Origin of the sequence: Archangium sp., from assembly GCF_036389735.1 — a bacterium.
GTDB lineage: Bacteria > Myxococcota > Myxococcia > Myxococcales > Myxococcaceae > Archangium.
The window spans coordinates 1-6,247 of record NZ_DASVWK010000344.1; the positions used below are offsets into that span (position 1 = coordinate 1).

3 protein-coding genes are annotated in these 6,247 nt (G+C 72.1%); all 3 read left to right on the forward strand.

The features are described from left to right. Positions 1–934 (forward strand): acyl carrier protein (locus tag VF794_RS12085; RefSeq protein ID WP_331109871.1); only part of this gene is annotated, 934 nt, incomplete at its 5' end. 3 nt (positions 935–937) lie between these two features. Beyond that, a complete protein-coding gene (locus VF794_RS12090) occupies positions 938–1,882 on the forward strand; it encodes a hypothetical protein (RefSeq protein WP_331109873.1) in 945 nt (314 codons plus the stop codon). After that, a partial coding sequence (locus VF794_RS12095) for an SDR family NAD(P)-dependent oxidoreductase (protein ID WP_331109875.1) occupies positions 1,879–6,247 on the forward strand: 4,369 nt, incomplete at its 3' end. The genes VF794_RS12090 and VF794_RS12095, both read left to right, overlap by 4 nt.

Consider the following 6,247-nt stretch of genomic DNA (forward strand, 5'->3'; position numbering starts at 1 on the left):
GGGCATCGACACCGTCAAGCAGGTGGACATCTTCACCCGCACCCGAGAGCACTTCGGCGTCCCGCGTGACCCCGCCCGCTCCCTGCGCGACTTCAACACCCTGCGCAGGGTCATCGACCACATCGTCGAGCGCGTGCTCACCACCAGCGCCGCGGCCTCCGCCCAGCCGGTGCCGGCTCCCGCTCCCGCTCCCGCGGCCACCAAGGCCCGGCCGAGCGCGCCGCCCGCCCCCGTCGCGGCCCCGGCGATGGCGGCGTACTCGTCCCTGGCGCCTCCGGTCCCCGCTCCCGATGAGATCCGGCTGAGCGCGTATCCCCCGGCACCCGCTCCCGCGGCGGCCCGGCCGAACACGGTCCAGGCCTCCACATCCTCCATGGTGTCGCCCGTCCCCTTCAGCACCGAGACGAGGGAGGACCTGACCGAGCAGGTGCGCACCGTCCTGATGCGCAACGTGGTGGAGAAGACGGGCTACCCCGAGGACATGCTGGAGCTGGACCTCGACCTCGAGGCCGACCTGGGCATCGACACCGTCAAGCAGGTGGACATCTTCACCCGCACCCGAGAGCACTTCGGCGTCCCGCGTGACCCGGCTCGCTCCCTGCGTGACTTCAACACCTTGCGCAGGGTCATCGACCACATCGTCGAGCGGGCCCAGTCCACGAGCGCCACGGAGCGCGCCGCCGCCGCGGTGCACCTGGCCGCCACCTCCGTCTCCCCCTCGCAGGTCGAGCCCAAGGGACGCTCCGGCCAGGGAGGCCCGCGCTCCGTGCGCGAGGCGCTGCTCGCCCTGGACCTGCCGCGGACGGGGGTGAAGCCCGAGGAGATCCGCAAGCTGGGAGAGGCGATGTCCTCGGCCCTGGGGACCACCGCGCCTGAGACGGGGAAGGTCCGTACGCTGGGCGAACTCGCCCAGCAGCTCGTGAAGGATCGCTAGAACGTGCAACCCGACACCTCCCAATACCCGCTGCTGGAAGAGCTCGCCGAGGTGCTCCGGGGCGAGAGCGCGGTCGCCAAGCGCGACGTGCGCCTGCCCTCGGAGCTCGACGCGGACATGCGGCCCCTGTCCGCCTCGCTGGAGCTGGAGTTCCTGGCCGAGGTCGGCGCGCTCGTGTACCCGGACCGCGTGCTGGTGGGGATGCGGGATGTGCGCTGGTTCCTGCGCGCCACCCAGAGCGCGACCGACTCGCGGCTGGTGGGGCGTGCCCGCCGGGAGGCCGACGGCGAGGTCTCGGTCTTCCTGTCCATGGAGCCGCTCACCACCGGAGGGCAGGACGAGGGCCCCGAGGAGCCCATCCCCGTGTGCCGCGCCGTCCTCCAGTTCGGGCAGACGTACGGGCCCGCGCCGTGGCTCCAGCAGCAGCCGGAGATGAGCCCCCGGTCGGAGAGCCTCCAGAATGGCCGGCTGCTCTACACCTCGTCGGGAGGACAGGGGGACCGCGTCCCCGAGTCGCTCCAGGTCATCTCCTGGGCCCGCCTGGGCGAGCTGGGCCGGCTCCAGGGCGGCATCGTCCAGCCCCGCTCGCTGACGAAGAGCCTGCCCGCCAGCCGCATCCAGGTGGCGCCCGCCGCCATGGAGGGCGCGCTCCACCTGGTGAAGTGGCTCTGGTACGCCTTCTCCGGCGAGGGCTCGCGCGAGATGGCCATCAGCTCGGCCACCTGGTACCGCATGCCCCGGCGCGACGAGCGCCTGCTGTGTGATGCCCGGCTGTGTGGCGCCAGCGTCGGTCTGGCCACCTTCAACGCCCACGTCCTCGGCCAGGACGGAATCCCCGTGCTCGAGCTGCGCGGAATTGGCATGGCCTCGCTGCCCAGCGAGGACCCCTCCCCCTCCGTTCCCCGACTGGCCTGGCAGTCCTTCGTCAAGAGCCTCTCCCCGCGATGACCTCTTCCACGCACATTCCTCTCGCCATCGTCGGGCTCGGCTGCCGTCTGCCCGGTGCCGAGTCCCCGTCGCGCTTCATGAACCTGTCGCTCGAGGGGATGCGCGCTCTGACCCAGGCCCCGGAGGCCTGGGGGACCGGGCTCGGCCTGGATCGCCCGCTCATGGGCGGCTTCGTCCCGGAAGCGGGCACGGATTGGAAGCAGTTCCGCCTGCCGCCCAACCAGGTGGAGAAGATGCACCGCATGGAGCGGCTGCTGCACCTGGCGCTGCTCCAGGCGACGCAGGATGCCGGCTACGGCCCCGAGAAGAGCCCGGGTGCCCGGTGCGGCATCTACCTGGGCGCCACCGGCATGGGCGTGGACGAGACGTCCGATCCGACGCTGCGCCTGCGCACGCCGGAGTTCCGCGATCGGCTCGCCGAGCTCGTCCAGCAGCAGCCCGACGGCGCCCGACTGCTGGAGGCCGTGGACCGGCACGTGGCCCAGCACGCCCCGCCCATCACCGCCGAATCCATTCCCATGACGGCCACCATCGTCGCCGGCCGGCTCGCGGGAATCCTCGACACGCGCGGCGGGCACCTGGCGATCGACGCCGGGACGGCCTCCTCGCTGGCCGCGCTCAAGTTCGCCTCGCTCTCGCTTCAGCAGGGGCACTGTGACGTGGCGGTGGTGGGCGCGGTGGCGCCGCTGCTCAGCCCCTCCTCCTATGGGCTGCTGGCCGCGCGCGGCTGGCTGGCCGATCAGGAGCTGCTCGCGCTCGATGGTCGCTCCGCGGGCACGCTGCCCGGCGAGGGCGCGGTGGCGCTCGTGCTGTGCCGGCTGGATGACGCGCTCGCCGACGGCCAGCGCATCTACGCCGTCCTGCACGGCATCACCTCCGAGGTGAACCTCAAGCAGGGCGTCTCGCGCATGTCCCGCATGGTGGACCGCGCCGCGCGTGCCTGCCTGGACCTGACGGGCGTGGACCCGGAGCTGGTGCGGCACGTGGAGATGCAGGCGTGCGGCATCTCCGCGCTGGAGGACCAGGAGTACCTGGGCCTCAAGGCCGCGCTCGCCGCGACGCGCTCCGAGCCGCTGACGTTCTCCTCCGCGGCGCCCCAGGTGGGCTTCCAGCAGGCGGCCAGCGGACTGGTGTCGGTGATGCGCGCGGCGCTGTCGCTCCACGGGGGCGTGCGAGCCCCCACCGCCGGCCTCACCGCGCCGCGCCACGGGGCGCATGCCGCGCTGGAGTGCCTCACCCGCCCGATGAAGCTGCCGCCCCGCAGCTACGTGGGCGTCAGCTCGCTGGGCTGGACGGGCGTGGCCTACCACGCGCTGCTCGGCTCGGCGCCCACCCGCGAGGCCCAGCCCAACGTCCGGCCCGTCCGCTCCTCGCCCCAGAAGTTCGCCATCGTCGGCATGGGCGCCATCGCCCCGGGGGCCTCGGACTCCCGCGCGCTGTGGAACAACATCATCACCAAGGCGGACACCATCGGGGACCTGCCGCCCTCCCGGTTCAACGCCCACAAGATGATCGGGGCGCTCATGAATCCCGGCGAGGTCATCCCCCGGCTGGCCGGCGTGGTGGACCTGCCGGCGGCCGACCCGCGCTGGCTCAAGCTGCCGCCCGCCCAGGCCGCGGCGCTGGACAAGGCCGTCATCCTCTTCGTCAAGGCGGCGGAGGAAGCGCTGGAGCACGCCGGGTACCAGCCCGGTCAGTGGAACGGGCGGCGCGTGCAGGTGGTGGTGGGCCAGCTCTCCGCGCGCGGCAAGGAGTTCGAGACGGAGCTGCGCTTCGTGGCCGAGCGCTACCTCGCGCTGGCCCAGGAGGCGCTCAAGGCCCAGGGGCTGACGCCCCGGCAGATGGGCCCGCTCATCGAGACGCTGCGCCAGAACATGCTGTCCACGGTGCCCCCGCTGGACGAGAGCACCACCGGGTACTACTCCGGCATGACGTGCGCGGCGCGGCTGGCCGCCATGCATGACTTCACTGGCGGCGTGCTGGCGGTGGACGCGGCCTGCGCCAGCTCCCTGGCGGCGGTGCACGCGGGCCTGCTCTCGCTGGCACAGCACGAGGCCGACGTGGTGGTGGCCGGTGGTGTGGCCTTCAACCTGGTGCCCGAGTACGCCGCCGCCCTGGCGGTGCTCGGCATCGCCTCGCCTCGCGGCACCTTCCCCTTCGACGACCGGGCCGACGGCTTCGTGCCGGCCGAGGGCGCGGGCGCGGTGGTCATCAAGCGGCTGGAGGACGCGGAGGCGGCGAAGGATCCCATCGTCGCCGTCATCGCCGGCATCGGCTTCTCCAGTGACGGGCGGGGCACCAGCGTCTTCACACCCAACCCCAAGGGCCAGGCCCGGGCCGTGGAGCGCGCGCTGGAGGCCGCCAAGGCCCATCCCAATCAGGTGGGCCTGCTCGAGGCGCACGGCACGGGCACCAAGGTGGGCGATGCGGCGGAGGCCAACGCCTACGGCGAGGTGTTCAAGGACCGGGGCCGGGACACCTCGGTACCCATGGGCACCCTGAAGTCGCAGATCGGCCACACCTCGGGAGCCTCGGGCCTGCTGGGCCTGGTGAAGGCGGCCTTCGCGGTGAACGAGGCCTTCCTGCCGCCCATGAATGGCGGCGAGTTCCCCAAATCGGACATCCACTTCGACAGGCTGCCCATCGCCCTGGCGGTGGAGGGGCGTCCCTGGCCCGCGCCGCGCGAGGGCCGGCGGCTCGCCGGGGTGAGTTCCTTCGGCATGGGCGGGTCCAACTACCACGTGCTGCTCGAGGAGCACGACAACGTCCACCGGCGCCCGAAGACGCCGGGCCCGCAGCCCAACGTCACCGGCCAGCCCATCCCCAGCCGCGGCCTCTTCGCCCAGCGCTGGCGCACGGATCTGGTGCCGCTGTCGCTCTCCCCCGAGAAGCGCTACCCGCTCATGGGCAAGAAGCTGCTGCTGCTCGGAGACGACCCGGGCATGGTGGCCTCCTTCACCCGCCTGCTGACGAGCCGGGGGACGCGCTCGCTGGCGGTGTCGCTGGCGGGCATCACCGACGCCCTGGAGGTGGAACGCCGGGTGCGCCGTGCCAGCGACGAGCTGGGCGGGGCCGATGGCGTCATCGACCTGGGGGCCTTCGGCGCGGCCGACTACTTCCTCACGCAGGGCAGCAGCCGCTTCGCGCGCCGCATGTCGGAGATCACCGCCCGCTGGCACGGCACCGGGCGCGCCCTGTACGACCGCCTGCGCGACACCAGCAAGGGCCGCACCGCCTGCTACGTGGCCGTCACCTCCATGGGTGGTGACTTCGGCTTCCTGGGCGACGGCGGCAACGTGCTGGGCGGCTCCACCGCGGGCTTCCTCAAGGCGCTCAAGCAGGAGATTCCGGGCGCGATCATCAAGGTCATCGACTTCGAGCCGAGCACCTCGCACTGGGTGCTGGCGGAGACGGTGGCGCGCGAGCTGGAGGAGGGCACGGACCGCACTGAGATCGGCTACCTGGCCGGCCGGCGCTTCGTGGTGGGCCTGCGCCGGGCGGACTTCCGGGACAACAGCCCGGTGGTGCGCCAGGTGGACCCGAGTTGGGTGCTGCTCTTCTCCGGCGGCGGTCGCGGCGCCGTCTTCGAGGTGGCCAAGGCGGTGGCGCGCCTGGGCCCCAAGGTCATCATCACCGGACGCACGCCGGCCCCCATCGGCGCCGAGGACTACCTCGCCATGGACGAGGACGAGTTCATGGCGTTCCGCAACACGGAGATGCTCCGCCGCAAGAAGGAGGACCCCACCCTCACGCCTCGCAAGTTCGACGAGACGTACTTCGACGCCATCAAGCGGGCGCGCGAGCTGTGGAAGAACCTCCAGGAGGTCTACGCCCAGGGCCTGCCCATCGAGTACGAGACGTGCGACATCCGCAACGCCGTGGACGTGCGGGCCATGGTGGACCGCGTCCGCGAGTACCACGGCCACATCGACGGCCTCGTGCACGGCGCGATGATCGAGGACTCCAAGAGCCTGCCGGACAAGACGCCCAAGCTGGTGACCGACACCGTGGAGGTGAAGGTGCTGGGGCTCGTCAACCTGCTGGAGGCCACGCGGCGCGACGACCTCAAGGTGGTGATGTGCTTCGGGTCCGGCGCGGGCCGCTTCGGCAACAAGGGCCAGACGGACTACAGCGCCGCCAATGACCTGATGGCCAAGTGCACCATGGCCTACGCCCACCGCTCGCGCCCGCACATGCGGGTGACCACCATCGACTGGACGGCGTGGGAGGGCGCGGGCGCGGCGGTGCGCAACCGCGAGGTGGTGCAGAACACCGGCGTCTCCTACATCTCCCCGGGCGAGGGCTGCTACTGGTTCATCAACGAGATGATGATGGGCCGCACCGAGCGCGAGGTGGCCGTCTTCG